14 protein-coding genes are annotated in these 14,968 nt (G+C 61.3%); 3 read left to right on the top strand and 11 right to left on the bottom strand.

Features of this window, described 5'->3' with window-relative positions; translation table 11 throughout:
* Positions 1 to 339 precede the first annotated feature (339 nt).
* Positions 340 to 600 carry a YebG family protein gene (locus KVH01_RS01150; RefSeq protein WP_003188807.1) on the top strand — a complete coding sequence of 87 codons (261 nt, stop codon included), beginning with the start codon at positions 340 to 342 and terminating at the stop codon, positions 598 to 600.
* 55 nt (positions 601 to 655) lie between these two features.
* Here KVH01_RS01150 and KVH01_RS01145 read toward each other — a convergent pair whose 3' ends face one another.
* Positions 656 to 1,675 (bottom strand): Glu/Leu/Phe/Val dehydrogenase family protein, encoded by a 1,020-nt coding sequence (locus KVH01_RS01145; protein WP_217880165.1) that lies wholly within the window; start codon positions 1,673 to 1,675, stop codon positions 656 to 658.
* A gap of 187 nt (positions 1,676 to 1,862) precedes the next feature.
* Between KVH01_RS01145 and KVH01_RS01140 the strand changes: the two genes are divergently transcribed.
* Positions 1,863 to 2,666: a SirB1 family protein gene (locus tag KVH01_RS01140; protein ID WP_217880164.1), complete on the top strand. Its 804-nt coding sequence runs from the start codon at positions 1,863 to 1,865 to the stop codon at positions 2,664 to 2,666.
* Positions 2,667 to 2,768: 102 nt separating this feature from the next.
* On the opposite strand, the gene KVH01_RS01135 is transcribed toward KVH01_RS01140, so the two are convergent.
* The 4 genes from KVH01_RS01135 to hmgA all read right to left on the bottom strand — a co-directional run bounded on the left by KVH01_RS01135 (position 2,769) and on the right by hmgA (position 7,508).
* Positions 2,769 to 4,133, bottom strand: a complete 1,365-nt coding sequence (locus KVH01_RS01135; protein ID WP_217880163.1) for an MFS transporter — start codon at positions 4,131 to 4,133, stop codon at positions 2,769 to 2,771.
* A 153-nt stretch (positions 4,134 to 4,286) separates the two neighbouring features.
* Positions 4,287 to 4,922, bottom strand: a complete 636-nt coding sequence (gene maiA, locus KVH01_RS01130; protein WP_217880162.1) for a maleylacetoacetate isomerase — start codon at positions 4,920 to 4,922, stop codon at positions 4,287 to 4,289.
* A gap of 12 nt (positions 4,923 to 4,934) precedes the next feature.
* The gene (gene fahA, locus KVH01_RS01125) at positions 4,935 to 6,221 is read right to left on the bottom strand and encodes a fumarylacetoacetase (protein ID WP_217880161.1); all 1,287 of its coding nucleotides are present in this window, start codon (positions 6,219 to 6,221) and stop codon (positions 4,935 to 4,937) included.
* A 3-nt stretch (positions 6,222 to 6,224) separates the two neighbouring features.
* On the bottom strand, positions 6,225 to 7,508 hold the full coding sequence (gene hmgA / locus KVH01_RS01120) for a homogentisate 1,2-dioxygenase (RefSeq protein WP_217880160.1): 1,284 nt from the start codon (positions 7,506 to 7,508) through the stop codon (positions 6,225 to 6,227).
* A 120-nt stretch (positions 7,509 to 7,628) separates the two neighbouring features.
* Between hmgA and KVH01_RS01115 the strand changes: the two genes are divergently transcribed.
* Entirely contained in the window at positions 7,629 to 8,408 is a 780-nt protein-coding gene (locus KVH01_RS01115) for an IclR family transcriptional regulator (protein ID WP_217880159.1), read from the top strand.
* 1 nt (position 8,409) lies between these two features.
* On the opposite strand, the gene dacB is transcribed toward KVH01_RS01115, so the two are convergent.
* The 6 genes from dacB to KVH01_RS01085 all read right to left on the bottom strand — a co-directional run bounded on the left by dacB (position 8,410) and on the right by KVH01_RS01085 (position 14,936).
* Positions 8,410 to 9,867 (bottom strand): D-alanyl-D-alanine carboxypeptidase/D-alanyl-D-alanine endopeptidase, encoded by a 1,458-nt coding sequence (gene dacB / locus KVH01_RS01110; RefSeq protein ID WP_217880158.1) that lies wholly within the window; start codon positions 9,865 to 9,867, stop codon positions 8,410 to 8,412.
* A gap of 157 nt (positions 9,868 to 10,024) precedes the next feature.
* Complete coding sequence (locus KVH01_RS01105) at positions 10,025 to 12,439, bottom strand: TonB-dependent siderophore receptor (protein ID WP_217880157.1); 2,415 nt, start codon at positions 12,437 to 12,439, stop codon at positions 10,025 to 10,027.
* Positions 12,440 to 12,548: 109 nt separating this feature from the next.
* Entirely contained in the window at positions 12,549 to 12,821 is a 273-nt protein-coding gene (locus KVH01_RS01100) for a GIY-YIG nuclease family protein (protein ID WP_043048612.1), read from the bottom strand.
* Positions 12,822 to 12,857: 36 nt separating this feature from the next.
* Positions 12,858 to 13,328, bottom strand: a complete 471-nt coding sequence (locus tag KVH01_RS01095) for a nuclear transport factor 2 family protein (protein ID WP_217880156.1) — start codon at positions 13,326 to 13,328, stop codon at positions 12,858 to 12,860.
* Between the two features lie 101 nt (positions 13,329 to 13,429).
* Entirely contained in the window at positions 13,430 to 14,074 is a 645-nt protein-coding gene (locus KVH01_RS01090; RefSeq protein WP_217880155.1) for a DUF1120 domain-containing protein, read from the bottom strand.
* A 226-nt stretch (positions 14,075 to 14,300) separates the two neighbouring features.
* Positions 14,301 to 14,936, bottom strand: coding sequence for a response regulator transcription factor (locus tag KVH01_RS01085; protein ID WP_043048608.1), 636 nt, complete (start codon positions 14,934 to 14,936; stop codon positions 14,301 to 14,303).
* Between the last annotated feature and the right edge of the window lie 32 nt (positions 14,937 to 14,968).

Here is a 14,968-nt window from a genome sequence, read left to right as displayed (position 1 = left end):
ACGAAAGAACCGGCCCCCCTAAGGGTCCGTGCGCAACCCGCCATTACACAGAAACTCAAACGCCATTAGCGTCTGTATCTGTTTAAAGCGTTATTGCGCCTTTCGTACCGGGCCGCCAAGCCCGCTCGCTGCAAATGCAGCGCCCGAGGAAGGTAAGCCACCGGACAATTCCAGCGCAACCCCGGCAAGTTGTCAGAAATTTCCGGTGTAGCAAACCCCCATTTCCCAACTACATTAAAAACCTACTATCCAAACCCCAACGTTTGGCTTATCCTTTTGGCTGTATATAAATACAGTAGTCGCAAAAGACAACTATCGTGAAGGCATGTGAGGTGGTGAATGGCCGTCGAAGTGGTATACCGCAGCAGCCGAGATCTGGAGCGTTTGTTCATGGATAAAGCCGAAGCTGACCGTCATGACAAGATGCTTGAACTCGCTGAGTTGCTGGCAGAAGTGTTGCAAAAAGCCGTGCCGTCGCTGAGCGAGCAGCAGGTGGAAGAAGCCGGGATCTACATGGCGAAGAACCGCGATGTATTTGCCAAGGCGTTCAAGAGCCAACCGGACGCGCTGTCCGAGTTGCTGAACCCGGCGGCAGAATAAAGCCCGAATTGAACAGGCCCTGAATCATCGATTCAGGGCCTTTTTAATGCCTGGGCTATTTGTACAGCAGGCGTTCGGCCAGCTCATCGGCCACCCGGGCCGGGGAGCGTTTTTCGGCTTGGGCGTGGGCGAAGATTTCGGTCAGGCGCGTGCCGATGTTTGACAGGTGCGCGGTGATGCCAGGCAAGTCCGTGCCGGCGTGTTTGAGGGCGACGTAGATCAGGCCACCGGAATTGATCACGTAGTCCGGGGCGTAGAGGATGCCACGGCCTTCCAACTGGTCGGCGATGTCCAGGTTGGTCAGTTGGGCGCTGGCCGAACCGGCCACCGCGGCGCAACGCAGTTGCCCGACGCTGCTGCGGTTGAAAACGGCACCCACGCCGCAGGGCGCGAGAATGTCGCAGGGGGTGCTGAGCAAGGCGTCGTTGGCGATGGGGTGGGCGCCCAGTTGCTCCATGGCCAGTTGCACCTTGCCGTGATCAATGTCGCTGACCAGCAGTTCGGCTCCGGCGGCGTGCAACTGCTCGGCCAGGGCATAGCCGACGTTGCCCAGGCCCTGCACCGCGACGCGCAGGCCCTCGAGGTTGTCGCTGCCCAGGCGCGCCATGGCGGTGGTGCGGATACCGGCGAAGACGCCCATGGCAGCGTGTGGCGCAGGGTCGCCGGCGGCCGTGGTGCTGGTGACGAAGCGGGTGTGCTGGGCAATGCAGTCCATATCGGCGACTGAGGTGCCGCTGTCGATGGCAGTGATGTAGCGGCCGTCGAGGTTTTCGATACAGCGGCCAAATGCTTCGAACAGCGCCGCACGACTTTCCACGTGCTCAGGACGCATGATTACCGCAGTAGCGCCGCCCACCGACAGCCCAGCCAACGCGGCCTTATAGCTCATGCCTTGGGCCAGCCGCGCAGCATCGGCCACGGCACTTTCATCATCGGGGTAAGCGAGGTAGCGACAACCGCCCAAGGCAGGCCCGCGACGACTGTTGTGAATGGCAATGATCGCCTTCAGCCCCGTTACCGGATCGACGCTCAGGTGCAGCGATTCAAGGCGGGTGCTGTGCATGAGCGCAAACATCTTCGAGCTCCCGAATCACTTTTAGTGTTGGCCCAATTATAGGCTTACGTCAGAAAACTGCTGGATCGCACTGGAATAAGCGGCTCAGATTCGTGGGCTCCAAGACATAAGAAAGTGGGATATTTCTCAAGATGCTGGACGAAAATTCCCAGCAAGGCTAAAACAGGGGCATCCGCCGGAGAACGCAATGAATCCCCGCACCGCCTTTTTCGCCTGCCTGGACCGTTCACCCCCTGCGCTGTTCGAAGCGGCGCTGTGGATTGCTGCCGAACACGACGCCAGCGTGCAGCCACTGTTGATCCTGCAGGGTCTCACCGCGCTGCAACAACAGGTCAGCCTGGGCATGCCCATGCTGCCGGCGGACGAGCTGGGCCAACCGCTGCTGCGGCGCATGAATGACCTCGGGTTTGCCCAGGATGACCACACCCCGTTGCGTCCCGCCGCCGCATTGCTCGACAAGGTGCTGCAACGCAAACGCGGGCAGCCCTTGGCCATGGGCCTGATCGCGTTGGAAATGGCGCGGCGCCTGGAGATCCCCATGGTCGGTGTGAACTTCCCGGGCCACTTCCTGCTGCGGGTACCCGGTACCGATCACCTGCTCGACCCGTGCGGTGGACGGCGCCTGTACCCCAATGACTGTCGCGAGCTGCTGCACCGGCAATACGGGCCGAAACTCAAGTTGCAGGCCGACCACCTGCATACCGCCGAACCACGGGCGATTCTGCAACGCTTGTCGCGCAACCTGCGCCAACTGCACCTTTCCAACGACGAACCGCTGGCCGCTTTGGTAGACGCCGAGCGCGTGCTGGAACTGGGCGGTGCCAACGCCGCCGACTTCCTGGCGCGGGCCAGCCTGTACCAGCGCCTGGACTGCCCGAGTGCTGAACGCTTTGACCTGGAACATGCGCTGATGCTCAGCGAAGATCCGATACAGCGCCTGCGGCTGACCGAGCGGCTGGGGCACCTGCCACCCAATTCAGTGGTGCACTGAGCCCCCCTGTAGGAGCGAGCTTGCTCGCGAAAAACGTCAACGATAACGCGGGCATCCTGGTTTAACGCAGTGTCCTTGCGGCCTTCGCGAGCAAGCTCGCTCCTACAGTGAAGGTTTGAGAATGTCGTTGTGCAGCGGCCCTTGAGGCGTAGTAGGCCCCGGCGCCCGAACTTGAATAATCAGCAACGCTGCAATTACCGCCGGAATCGCGCAGAAGAAGAAAATCTGCTGCACCGGTATGTGCATCGCCAGCAACAGGCTGCCGAACAACGGCCCCAGAATTGAACCGAACCGCCCCACTCCCAACGCCCAGCCCGTGCCGGTGGCGCGCACCTGTGCCGGGTAGAAATTGCTGGCAAACGCATTGAGGGTCAGTTGTCCGCCGATGATGCAAAACCCGGCGGCAAACACGCAGGCCACCAGGTAGCGTGGGTTGTCGTGGTTCAAGCCCAGCAGGACGGTGAACAACGCCGCTGCCGCCAGTACGCCGGAGAGCAGTCGCACCTTGCTTTTCAGGCGGTCGGCAAACCAGGCCATAAGGATCGCGCCCAAGGTGCCGGCGAACAGGAACATGGAAGTGACCAAATTGGCTTCATTCAGTGCCAGGCCGCTTTCAAGCAGCAGCGAAGGCAACCAGCTGATCATGAAATACAGCAGAATCAGGCTGACGAAAAAGGTCGCCCAGATCAACAACGTCGGGCGGGCGTAGCCATTGCGGAACAGTTCCACCACCGTGAACTTGCTGCCCTGCTCCCGCAGGTTTTCGGCGCCGCTCGCGGGTGGCGGTTGCCAGTCGGGCGACATGCGCGCCGTGACTTTGCGCAATCGCAGGTACGGCGGTGCATCGCGCAACAGACGCGGCAGGGATTCGGGCAACAGCCACACCAGGAATGGGAACAGCAGCAACGGCGTCACCCCGCCAGCCAGGAACACCGCCTGCCAACCAAAGCCGTCGATAAACCCGGCGGCTACAAACCCGCCCGCGGCGCCGCCGAATGAGAAGCCACACGCTGCCAGGGTCACCATCAAGGTGCGCAGGCGTGGCGGCGAATATTCGGACATCAACGCCATAGCACTGGGCATCGCGCCGCCCATGCCGATGCCGCAGATAAACCGTGCCGCCATCAGTGTGGTCAGGGAATTGGCAAACACCATCAGCACTGTGAGGCTGGCGTAGATCAGCACACAGGCCAGCAGGATACGCCGTACGCCAAACCGATCCGCCAGCGGCGTCACCAGCAGCGAGCCCAGGGTCAGGCCCAGCAGGTTGGCGCTGAATACGGGGCCGAACGCGGATTTTTCAAGGCCCCAATCCTGGGCCAGGGCCGGCACCACGTAGCCCAGTACCTGGGCGTCATAGCCATCGGTGACCAGCAGCAGCGCCAGCAGCAAGAGAATCAACCATTGATAGCGCGACACCGGGCGGGCGTCGAGTGCCGCGCGAAAGCTGGCAATCTGATTGTGCATCGCAAGGTACCTTTATTTTTTTATGTTGGCACGATCAAATGTGGGAGGGGGCTTGCTCCCGATAGCGGTGTGCCAGTTGCCAAACTTATTGCTGATACACAGCAATCGGGAGCAAGCCCCCTCCCACATTTGGATTTAGGCAGTTTCTGAAAACTAAGGGGTGTCAGGTTGGTTGGCAGGATGAGCCTGCACAAACGCTGGATGCTGCGCCGCCAACGCCGCTACTCGGCCGATACGCGGGTACGCGCCCAACGGCACCTTGAAGCGCTCGGCCGCATACAGCTGGGGTATCAGAAACGCATCCGCCATGCCCGGCTGCGCGCCGAAGCAAAACCCGTCATCGCCAATCAACTGTTCCACCGCGCCCAAGCCCTGGCTGACCCAATGGGCGATCCACTCGAGCAGTTGCGTTTCATCATGCCCCCACTTACGCAACAGGTTTTGAGTGCTGGAGTTATGCAACGGGTGGATATCGCAGGCGATGATCGACGCCACTGCGCGCTGGTGGGCACGGGACGCGGGATCTTTCGGAAGCAGCGGTACCTGTGGATAACATTCCTCCAGGTACTCAACGATCGCCTGTGACTGAATCAGCAGCGCGCCTTCATCAGTGCGCAACGCCGGCACGCGCCCTTGCGGGTTGATCGCCAGGTACTCAGGCTGGTGATTGGCGCCGCCTGCCGGCACCAGCAGGTTGACCAGCAACGCGGTGAAGTCCAGGCCCTTGAGCGCCAGGGCAATCCGTACCCGATACGAGGCGGTGGAACGGTAGTAGGTATAGAGTTCCATTGCCCTGCCCTCTCAACGCGCCGCGACCACGGTGCCGCGGCATTCACCAAAGCCAATGCTGGCAAACCCTTCGCGGATGCAACGGCCACGCAGGATGATTTCGTCGCCGTCCTCGAGGAATTTACGCACCTCCCCGCTGGGCAATTCGATTGGCTTCTTACCGCCTTCGGTGATTTCCAACAGGCTGCCAAACTGCCCCGGTTGCGGACCGGACAAGGTGCCCGAGCCGAACAGATCACCGGCCTGCAACTGGCAGCCGTTGACGCTGTGATGCGCAACCATTTGCGCCACGGTCCAGTACATGTGCTCGGTGTTACTCAAGGTCAAGCGATGAGCGGGCAGGTTCTGCTCACGCATCGAAGCCGTGGTCAACAGCACCTCCAGTTCGATATCAAAGGCACCCGCGTTCTGATCGCGCTTATCCAAGAGATACGACAAGGGTTGTGGATCACCCTCGGGCCGCGCCGGTTGTGCTTTACGGAATGGCTCCAGCGCTTCGGCCGTCACTACCCATGGCGAGATGCTGGTGATAAAGCTTTTGGACAGGAACGGCCCCAGCGGCTGGTATTCCCAAGCCTGGATGTCCCGCGCCGACCAGTCGTTGAGCAAGCAGAAGCCGGCGATATGCTCGGCGGCATCGCCGATGGCAATCGCGTCGCCCATGGCATTGCCCTGGCCGATCCAGATGCCCAGTTCCAACTCATAGTCCAGGCGCGCACAAGGACCAAATGTCGGCTCGGTTTGGCCGGCCGGCAGGGTCTGGCCTTTAGGGCGCCGTACATCCGTACCTGAAGGGCGAATGGTCGAGGCACGGCCATGGTAGCCAATCGGCACGTACTTGTAGTTCGGCAGCAGTGGATTATCCGGGCGGAACAATTTGCCAACATTCTGCGCGTGCTCGATGCCGACGTAGAAGTCGGTGTAGTCATTGATCCTGGCCGGCAAGTGCATCTGGCAATCGATAGCACGGTGCAGCACCTGCGCCTCGCGGGTTTGCAGCTTGCTGCCTTCGGCCAGCAGCTCCAACAGACGCTCGCGCAACGCCACCCGTGGGCCCCGGCCGAGTTCGAAGAAGGCGTTCAGTTGCCCACCCGCCGTGGCTTCGACGGCACGTCGGGCTTCACCGTCAAACTCGTCCAGCGCTGCGTGCAGGTCGAGGATCGCGTCGCCAATCGCCACGCCACTGCGCGGTGCCGAGCCATTGATGCTGAATATGCCCAGGGGCAGGTTTTGCAGGGGGAAATCTGCGTGGCCGTTGGCGGAGGCCACCCAGCTACGGGTAGGCGTCGGTTGCGTCATGAGTTATCTCCGATTCGGGTTGAAGGTGGCGGGCAACGAGGCCCAGCACGCGTCGTAAGCAGGTTGCAGTTGCGGGCACTCCAGGGCGAACTGGGTCGGGCGCAGCACTTGGCTAGTCTCGAACATGAAGGCCATGGTGTTATCGATCTTGTGCGGCGCCAGGTCTGCATTGATGGCTTTGGTGCAGGTCTCGCCGTCCGGGCCGTGGGCGCTCATGCAACTGTGCAGCGACGCGCCGCCGGGCAGGAAGCCTTCGGCCTTGGCATCGTAGGCACCCTGGATCAAGCCCATGTATTCGTTCATCAGGTTGCGGTGGAACCACGGTGGACGGAAGGTGTTCTCGGCCACCATCCAGCGCGGCGGGAAAATCACGAAGTCGAGGTTGGCCAGGCCATGCACGCTGGTGGGCGAGGTCAATACGGTGAAGATCGACGGGTCCGGGTGATCGAAACTCACCGTGCCGATCGTGTTGAAACGCCGCAGGTCGTATTTGTACGGTACGTTATTGCCGTGCCAGGCGACGACGTTGAGTGGCGAATGATCGAGCTCGCAGGCCCACAGTTCACCGAGGAATTTCTGCACCAGCGTTGTAGGTTGCTTGAGATCTTCATAATGGGCAACGGGTGTAAGGAAGTCGCGAGCGTTGGCCAGGCCGTTGCTGCCGATAGGTCCGAGATCCGGCAGGCGCAACGGCGCGCCATGGTTTTCCGCGACGTAGCCGCGTGCTTGCGCATCCAGCAGCTCGATGCGGAATTTCAAGCCACGGGGCAGCACGATGATTTCCAGCGGCTCGACATCCAGCACGCCGAGTTCGGTGGCAATACGCAAGCGGCCTTGCTCGGGGACGATCAACAGTTCGCCGTCAGCATTAAAGAACACGCGCTCCATCGAGCGATTGGCGCGGTAGTGGTAGATGCTGATGCCCGAAGGTTTTTCCGACCCCGAGTTGGCCACCATGCCGACCAGGCCGTCGATAAAGTCCGTCGGTTCACTCGGAATGTCCAACGGGTTCCAACGCAGGCGATTAGGCGTCACCGCGCCCAACGGGCCACCCGCCAATTGCCGTTCCAGCTTGATGAACGCCGGGTGGTTGGCCGACGGCTGGATGCGGTACAACCAGGTGCGCCGCGCTTCGCTGCGAGCCATGGTGAAAGCGGTGCCGGAAAACAGTTCGGTGTAGAGCCCGTAGGGGGCTTTTTGCGGCGAGTTCTGCCCGACCGGCAGCGCGCCAGGCAAGGCTTCGCTGGCGAATTCATTGCCGAAGCCCGACAGGTATTCGAGGTCCATGGATCTTCCTCTGTACACAAGTTATTTTTATCGTAATTCAGTTACGCATAACGTAATTTGATCGCTTTCGAGCGTCAAGCTATAAAGACGCCCATTCATCTCTCGGATTCTCGCCCTTCCATGGAAAAGCCCCGCGACACCGGTAAACAGAAAGTCCGCTCGGCGGAAGTTGGCACCGATATCCTCAAGGCCCTGGCCGAACTGTCTCCCTCCACCTCGTTGTCACGCCTGGCCGAACATGTGCAGATGCCGGCGAGCAAGGTCCACCGCTATTTACAGGCGTTGATCGCCTCGGGTTTTGCCGAACAGAACGCCGCCACCAACCATTACGGCCTGGGCCGCGAAGCGTTGCGCGTGGGCCTGGCGGCGCTGGGCAGCATGGATGTGTTGAAAGTCGGGGCGATGCCCCTGGCGGAGCTGCGCGATGAATTGAATGAAACCTGCTTTCTGGCGGTGTGGGGCAACCAGGGCGCGACGGTGGTGCAGATCGAGCCGGCGGTGCGTGCCGTCACGGTGGTGACGCAGTTGGGATCGGTATTGCCATTGCTCAGTTCGTCCACCGGGCTGGTGTTCAGCGCCTACCTGCCATCGAGGGAAACCGTGGAATTGCGCGAACGCGAGATTCAAGCCGGCACCGCCCACTTACTGGCGGACGATCAGGCCTACGCCACGGTGTGCGAGCAGATCCGCAGCCGTGGCCTGCATTTTGTGCATGGCTTGCTGATGCCCGGCGTGGATGCGTTGTCGGCGCCGGTGTTCAATGCGGTCGGGCACGTGGCGGCGGTGATGACCGTAGTCGGCCCGACATCACTGTTTCACGCCGATGAAGATGGCCCGGCGGCGCAGCATCTACTGGCAGCGACCCGGGCCGTGAGTTGGCGCATGGGCTATCAGCCCTGAATCAATCCTCGCTGCGTGACAGGGCCACGGCCACGCGATCCTCCAGCGCCTTGACCTGCGCGCCGGCCACCACATAGTTGTTGGTCAGCATCGAGAACACCAGCTTGCGCCCGTGGGCGTCGGTGAGGTAACCGCTCAATGACGACACGCCGCCCATGGAGCCGGTCTTGGCATGCAGGTTGTTTTGCGCTGGGGTGGCGCGCAGGCGATGCCCCAGACTACCGCCGGTCATGCGGTCAGTGTTGCCGGCAATCGGCAGCGCGCTGTACCAGGCGTTGAACCATGGTTGCTTGCTCGCCGCCAGCAACAGGTCGGTGAGGGCTTGCGAAGACACCAGGTTACGTCGCGACAGGCCGGAGCCATCCACTTGATTGAGTGCGGCCGTGTCCATCCCCTGGCGCTTGAGGAACCCGCCCACTGCCACCACGCCCGCCGCCGCCGTGCCGCGATTGGCGGTCTGGCGCCCCATGGCCTTGAGCAAGGCTTCGGACATGTTGTTGTTAGAGAGCTTGAGCAGCGGCACGATCAGCTCCTGCAATGGCGCCGATTGGTGCTCGGCCAGGACCGTCACTGCTGCCGGACTCGCCCCGCCAATCACCCGGCGCCCCAATACCATAATCCCCTGCTGCGCCAACGCCTGCTCAAACAGATTGGCCACCAGTTGCGTCGGTTCCCAGACGCTGACCAGTTGCTGGCTCTGCCGACCCGGTGCCACTGCGCCACTGAGTTGCAGCAGGTTGGTGCCATGGCGACGGTTGATCCCATAGCTGTTGCCCGGCCCGCTCACGGCACGGTTGCTCAGTTGCAGGTAATCGGTGGGCGGAAAGATATCGACACTTACCGGCGAGCCAGCCCGCATCGGAGCCTTGGCCGTGACCAGTACACTGCCCGCATCGAAATCCGTATTGGGTGACACGGTCAGCGCTGAAATCTGCGCGCCGTAGTAGGTGGTTTCATCGTCGTGGGACCAGTCGACACCCAGCCGCTCGGCATCGAACCAAGTGTCGTCGAACACCAGGTCGCCCTGCACCTGGCGCACGCCCTGGCTGGCCAACTGCGCGGCAAGGGCCTGATAGTCGGCGAACTGGATGCTCGGGTCGCCGAGGCCACGCAGATAAAGGTTGCCGGTCAGGCGGTCGCCCTGGCGTATGCCATTGCTGAGCAACTGGGTAGAGAAACGGTACTGCGGCCCCAGCACATCCATCGCGGCCGCAGTGGTCAGCAGCTTGAGGTTTGAAGCCGGCACCAGCCGGGTGCGCGGGTTGTGCTGGTAGAGCGTGCTACCCGTGCGGGCATCGCGCACCATCAGCGACACCGTGGCGCCGTGCAGCGCCGGGTCGCTTAACAGTTTGTCCAGGGCGGCAGGCGTGGACGTCTGCGAAACGCTGGCGCAGCCGCCCAGCAACAAGCTCAAGCCGACCAGCAGGGCGCTGGTGTGAAACCATTTCCCAAAGTGCATCAGTGTGCCGTTCCCGCAAAATCAACAATAACGGCAACGCTAACACTGTAGGAGCAAGCTTGCTCGCGAAGAACGCACAGGCAACGCGTTAAACCAGGCAGCCCGCGTGAGCGTTGACGTTTTTCGCGAGCAAGCTCGCTCCTACAAAGGGATGGCGTTAGAAGGTCAGCGTGCTGGACACCGACACCTGCCGCGCATCGCCTATGGACACAAACTGCGTATTCACCGACGAGGTGTAGTAAGTACGGTCAAACAGGTTCTTCACATTGAGCTGGAACTTGACCTTCTGCCCCTCGAGCCTGGTGTCATAGCTGGCGAACACATCGGCCACGGTGTAGCTCGGCAGTTCGAAGCTGTTGGCCGCGTCCCCGGCGCGCTTGCCCACATAGCGGGCGCCCGCACCGAGCCGCAATTGATCACCGCCGAAGATGCTGCCGAAGTCATACACCGCCGACAGCGAGCCGGTATTTTTTGCCACGTTCTGCAGGCGGTTGCCTTTAAGCGTCGGGTCTTCGGTGACCTCGGCATCGGTGTAGGCATAGCTGCCGATCAGGCTCCAGTTGTCGGTCAACTGGCCGCTGGCGTCCACCTCCAGGCCACGGGAGCGCACCTTGCCTGCCACGCTGTAGACCGAGGTCAAGCCTTCACCGACCTGCACCAGCACATTACGCTTGTCGATGGTGAACAGTGCCGCACTCGCCGTGATACGTCCCGGCATATCGAACTTGGTGCCCAGCTCCCAGGCCTTGGACTCCTCCGGTTGCAGGCTGCCGTCCAGCACGGTTTTATTCGCCAGTGGCGCGATGGTGGAGTTGGGCTTGAACGACTCGGTATAGCTGCCGTAGAACGACAGTTCATCGGTGTAGCGATACACCAGCCCGGCACGCGGCACCCATTTCTGGCCGTTACCGTCAGTGTTGGCGGTGAACGGCACGCCTTTGCCCGCGTATTGGTCGTACATCTGGTAGCGCGCGCCGCCAACCAGGATCCACTGATCGTTCAGGTGGATCGCATCCTGGAAGAACAGCGAGTCGCTGCGCAGCAGGTCGGTCTGGTTGCTGTCCGGGGCGCTGACTCTGGACCCCGCCACTTCGTTGCCGTACACCGGGTTGTTATAGTCGAACGTGCCACGTGGTGCCTGGCGGATCAGGTCGGCGCGGTAGATCTTGCGGTACTCGTCGTCCAGGCCGAACACCAGGTCATGCTGCATGCCGGCCACGTTCACCTTGCCCTCGAGGCTGGCGGTGGCAAAGCGGTCAGTGGTCAACGCGCCCTGGGTGCCATCCATGCTGCGGGTCAGGGTGCCGTTGGTGTTGACCTTGACCACGCGCACCTGGCTGGCATCGTAGGTTTCGCGGTTCCAGCTGTAGCCAAAGTGGGCCTTCCAGTCGTCGTTCAGGTCGTGGTCGACGGTGAGGCGGTACAAATCCGAGCGGCCTTCCATATTGTTGAATGGCTCATCCAGGCGACGGGTGGCGGGAATGTTCAACGGGTGGTTGGTCTTGGGGTCGATGGCGGTGCCACGGTCGAACGGCGCGAGAAATTCGCGGTGCTCATAGGCCACTGCCACTTGGGTGGTGTCGCCATACCAAGCCAGGGACGGCGCCACCAGCGTCTCACGGTGGGTGCCGTAGTTGCGCCAGTAGTCTTCATCTTCATGATCGACGATCAGTCGATAAGCCAGGCCGCTGTCACCGAGCGGGCCGGTGGTGTCCAGGTTGCCACCGCTGCCGTACTTGCCGCTGCCGAAGCTCGAGCCACGGGCGGTCAGGGAAGTGGACTGCACCAGCTCGGGCTTCTTGCTGACGATATTGACCACGCCGCCCGGGTCTTGGATGCCATACAACAAAGACGACGGGCCCTTGAGCACTTCGACACGCTCGGCGGTCGCGTTCATGGCCCGGCCCTGCACCACCGGCATGCCGTCCTTCATGATCGAGCCATTACGGTTGTCGCCAAAACCGCGCAACATCACCGCGTCCTGGGTGCTGCCGAGGGTGTTGGACTGGGTGATGCCGCTGATATTACCCAGGGCGTCATCCAGGTTGCGCGGCTGCTGGTCGCGTAGCACCTGGGCCGGCACCACGTTGACGGTTTGCGGGGTTTCCAGCAGCAGGCCGTGGGAACGCATCACCGAGCTGGTGGGCGGCGGCTGGTAGCTGGTGCTGTCCTGGGTCGGGTTGGCGGCGCTGATAGTGGTGGCACCGAGGTTCAACGCCCCCTCGGTAGGCACCGGCTCCAGGGCCAGGGTGCGGGGGTCGATCTGGCGGAAGGTGAAGCCTGACTGGCTCAGCAGACGTTGCAGGGCCTGGGTCGCGCTCATCTGTCCGCTGACCGCCGGGGCATAGAGACCGTAGGGCGCTTCATCGGTGTAGATCACGCTGAGGCCGGTGACCCGGCTGAAATCGCTCAGGGCCTGGGGCAACGGTTTGGCGGCCAGGGCAAACCTGAATTGGGCGCTTTGCTGCTCCTGCGCCTGGGCGATGCCAAGTGGCAGCAATGCCAGCCCCGACACCGCTAATACCGAGGCTCCCAGCCACTGTTTTACCCAACCGCCTGCCGTTGCCTTCATGCTGTGAGAACCCGTGTAGAAAACGCTGTTAATGCGAATAGATCGCAGTTTCATGCACTACACGGATGGGCCGGTGTTTTACCTCACCTGAATCCGCAAATAATTTTGATCATTGAGCGCCACTCGCCGCCAGACACTCCTTGGCGCTCTTCTTCAGCTTCTTGATCAGCCGTTCCTGGCGCAGCGCTTCGCCCTTGCTCGCACATTGCTCGGTGTACACCAACGCCACCGCCGGGCTGGACAAGAAGAATCGCGCGCCTTTGCCGCTTTGATGGGAAGCAAAGCGGCGCACCGGGTCATTGCTGATGCCGCAATACAGCGAGCCATTGGCGGCACGCACCAGGTAGACAAACCAGGGTTTGGATTCAGAAGGATCAGTCACAAGTCGTTTCGGCAAACCGCAGGGACGCCAATCTTATCAACGACCGGCCTGGAATGCCTTCAAGCCGTTGCGTGCCTGGGCACGTACGGCGTTTTTCAGCACTGGCGACCAGCCCAGCAACAGGCCCTTGAGGCCCAACGCCTGGCGCGACCAACGCCACAGATCGAAGTGGTCGTGGTGTTCGCAGATCTTGCCGTCGCGAAATACAAACCTGGCGCCGATATCGTTGACCACCGTATTGCCGGTGGCGCTGAACAGGTAGGTCGCCACCCAGTGCGCGCTACCGGTGGTTTCATCACTGCGCACCTGGTCGAACGTCAGGGAGAAGTCCTTGGCACGGGTGGTGAGCATGCGCCACATGTCACCGGCATCGCGCCCGCGCAATTCACCGAAGGCCGGGTCGCTGAATACCACGTCATCGGTGTAGCAGGCGGCCATGGCTTCGGCGTCCAGACGCTGGAAGGCCTGGTAGAACTGGGTGATCAGGGCGTTATGGGCATCACTCATGGGCAGGTTTCGCACGTGGTTCAGGAAGGACTGAACGATAGTCCGCACCGCGTGGGAAAGCCATGGCTATTCACCACGTCGATGAGTGATGCCCGGCCGCGTCAGAGGTAGATCACATCCAGAGTAGCGCTGCCGTCGATCTGGATCTCTTCGGTAATCGGCAGATTTCTCTTGTGGTTAAGCTTGCCGACCACCTCCAGCACCCCCTTGAAGGTGGTCATCGCCAGCGGCGTCGGGATGGAGTTACCTGGGTCCTTGATGGTACGCATAAAGCCCGGCTGCCAGGCTGTGTCCCCTGAAGCATCGAGCCACGTGCCGCCATTGGCCGACTCAATCGGGATTCCCGGTACGTCGTCAGCGCTCACTTCAGCCATCCTCAGGGTGTACTTGCCGATTTTTGCATTGTTACTGGCCAGGCCAAGGCCGAACGCTGAAGCCGACTCATAGCCGGGGTCTGTCGCAGTGCCGGGACGATTATCGGCGCTCTTGATCGCCATCAACGTCGGCGCATCGCAGATCACCGACACCTGCAAAGAGGCATTGGGAAGATCGGTCTCCAGCGAGGGGTGCAGGTCCTGGGCGGAGATCTTGCCATGGTCTACCACACCGCCATTGGACAGGGTGGGCGTACAGGCTGCCGGGGTGATCTTGCCGACCACACTGAGGTCCACACTGGACGCGGCCATTACATTGGAAACACCCGCCCACAACAAGGCGGCGGTCATAAGTGCACGAGACGGTTGCATATCAATGCTCACTTTCGGCCGATTACCAAAGGATCGAACAACGCACTCCGGCGTTTTGCCAACCTGCAGTTCGGCTCAACTAATTAGACTAGGAATGTCAGACCTCACCGCAATAACGACGAGAAGACCGTGACAACTTAGAGCAGGCCGACTTCAAGCTGAATACAACTAATACGAATCAAAACTCACACTAGTTAATTCATCCTTGTCATAAAACTGCAACTTTCTACGGCACCATTCCCGCCGCACGCGCATAAGCGAACAAGTCCACGTCAGTGGATATGCACAATCGGTGCATGGCGGTGCTTTTCTGTTTGCTGATAGTGGAAATACTGCGATTGACCCGCGCCGCAATCTGGCTGACGGTCATGCCGCTGGCGAGCATTCGCACCACCTCGCGCTCCTTGCCTGACAGCTGCGGCTGTTGCGATTGATCACCCGGCCCCGCCTCTAACAACTGCTCGCGCAGGGACTCGCTGGCGAAGTTCTGGCCGGCGCACACCGCCCTGATTGCCAGAGGCAACTCCTTGGCCGAAGCGCTCTTGGCAACGATGGCGCGTGCGCCATGGGCAAACGAGGCACGCAAGGTGGCGACGTTGGCGAACATGGTCACCAGGATCACCGGCAGCCCCGGGTATTGGCGATGCAACAGGCTCAGCAGGCCGTAACCGTCGGCCTGCTGGCCCCCAGGCATCGCAAAGTCAGTGACGAGCACATCGCAAGGCACCTCGGCCAGCAAGTTGAGCAGCTCATCGGGACCGTTGGCCTCCGCAACCACTTTGCACCTGCCGCCCGCCTCAATCACCACTCTCTGCCCAATACGTACGATGGGATGATCGTCAGCAATAATTACACGAAGCATAGATACCCACGGATGATGGCAAATTGAATGCA

The organism is Pseudomonas khavaziana (genome assembly GCF_019145205.1).
Taxonomy (GTDB): Bacteria; Pseudomonadota; Gammaproteobacteria; order Pseudomonadales; family Pseudomonadaceae; genus Aquipseudomonas; species Aquipseudomonas khavaziana.
The sequence above is the reverse complement of the archived record's forward strand: the minus strand, read 5'-3'. Positions and strand labels throughout refer to the sequence as shown.

What these genes read in the sequence shown, in the direction of transcription:
- fahA (WP_217880161.1), bottom strand. Translation starts at nt 6,221, where the DNA reads ATGACGCAACCGACGCCTACCCGTAGCTGGGTGGCCTCCGCCAACGGC.
- KVH01_RS01145 (WP_217880165.1), bottom strand. Translation starts at nt 1,675, where the DNA reads ATGTTTGCGCTCATGCACAGCACCCGCCTTGAATCGCTGCACCTGAGC.
- KVH01_RS01135 (WP_217880163.1), bottom strand. Translation starts at nt 4,133, where the DNA reads ATGCACAATCAGATTGCCAGCTTTCGCGCGGCACTCGACGCCCGCCCG.
- KVH01_RS01085 (WP_043048608.1), bottom strand. Translation starts at nt 14,936, where the DNA reads ATGCTTCGTGTAATTATTGCTGACGATCATCCCATCGTACGTATTGGG.
- KVH01_RS01150 (WP_003188807.1), top strand. Translation starts at nt 340, where the DNA reads ATGGCCGTCGAAGTGGTATACCGCAGCAGCCGAGATCTGGAGCGTTTG.
- KVH01_RS01140 (WP_217880164.1), top strand. Translation starts at nt 1,863, where the DNA reads ATGAATCCCCGCACCGCCTTTTTCGCCTGCCTGGACCGTTCACCCCCT.
- hmgA (WP_217880160.1), bottom strand. Translation starts at nt 7,508, where the DNA reads ATGGACCTCGAATACCTGTCGGGCTTCGGCAATGAATTCGCCAGCGAA.
- KVH01_RS01090 (WP_217880155.1), bottom strand. Translation starts at nt 14,074, where the DNA reads ATGCAACCGTCTCGTGCACTTATGACCGCCGCCTTGTTGTGGGCGGGT.
- maiA (WP_217880162.1), bottom strand. Translation starts at nt 4,922, where the DNA reads ATGGAACTCTATACCTACTACCGTTCCACCGCCTCGTATCGGGTACGG.
- KVH01_RS01095 (WP_217880156.1), bottom strand. Translation starts at nt 13,328, where the DNA reads ATGAGTGATGCCCATAACGCCCTGATCACCCAGTTCTACCAGGCCTTC.
- dacB (WP_217880158.1), bottom strand. Translation starts at nt 9,867, where the DNA reads ATGCACTTTGGGAAATGGTTTCACACCAGCGCCCTGCTGGTCGGCTTG.
- KVH01_RS01115 (WP_217880159.1), top strand. Translation starts at nt 7,629, where the DNA reads ATGGAAAAGCCCCGCGACACCGGTAAACAGAAAGTCCGCTCGGCGGAA.
- KVH01_RS01105 (WP_217880157.1), bottom strand. Translation starts at nt 12,439, where the DNA reads ATGAAGGCAACGGCAGGCGGTTGGGTAAAACAGTGGCTGGGAGCCTCG.